This window comes from Cupriavidus basilensis OR16, assembly GCF_000243095.1.
GTDB lineage: Bacteria > Pseudomonadota > Gammaproteobacteria > Burkholderiales > Burkholderiaceae > Cupriavidus > Cupriavidus basilensis_D.
On record NZ_AHJE01000251.1, the window covers coordinates 1 to 779 of the forward strand.

At 69.2% G+C, this 779-nt stretch carries 1 protein-coding gene; it reads left to right on the top strand.

All coding sequences use genetic code 11. From position 1 onward, the window contains the following. Positions 1 to 779, top strand: a 779-nt coding sequence (locus OR16_RS38605; RefSeq protein ID WP_006164770.1) for a condensation domain-containing protein, incomplete at both ends; no start/stop codon positions are given.

Consider the following 779-nt stretch of genomic DNA (forward strand, 5'->3'; position numbering starts at 1 on the left):
GGCACGCCGGCCCAGCAGTCGGCGCTGGCGGCGGTCCCGAAGCCCGAGGTGGTGTTCAACTACCTGGGCCAGTTCAATGCAAGCTTCGCCGAAGGCGCCGCATGGCGGCCCGCGGCCGAAGGCACGGGCGCTAACCAGGACGCCGCGACGCCGCTTTCCCATCCCTTGTCGATCAGCGGGCAGGTTTTCGACGGGCGGCTGAAGCTGTCGTTGGCCTATGCCGGCACGCGCTACCGCGCGGCAACGATCGAAGCGCTGGCGGCGGCCTTCCGCGGGGAGCTGGAGGCGGTGGTCGCGCATTGCACGTTGGGCGCCACCGGGCTCACGCCGTCGGATTTCCCGCTGGTGCGGCTGTCGCAGCCCGAACTCGACAGCCTGCTTCTCGATCCTGCCCGTGTGCAGGACCTCTACCCGTTGTCCCCGATGCAGACGGGCATGCTGTTCCACAGCGTCTTTGCCCCGGAAGGCAGCGCGTATACGAACCAGTTGCGCGTCGACGTCGACGGCATCGACCCCAGTCGCTTCGTCGCGGCGTGGCAAGCGGTGCTGGCGCGCCACGACAGCCTGCACTGCGGCTTCCTCCATCGGGAGGCGTCGCCACTCCAGTGGGTGGCCCGGGACGTGGCCCTGCCGATGATCGTGGAAGACTGGGCTGGCCGGGACGCAAGCGATATCGACGCTTTCGCGGCCAGCCAGCGTGCCCAGGGATTCGATCTCAGGCAGCCGCCGCTGATGCGTGTGGCGCTGCTGCGCACGGGGCCCGATCGCCATCATCTGGT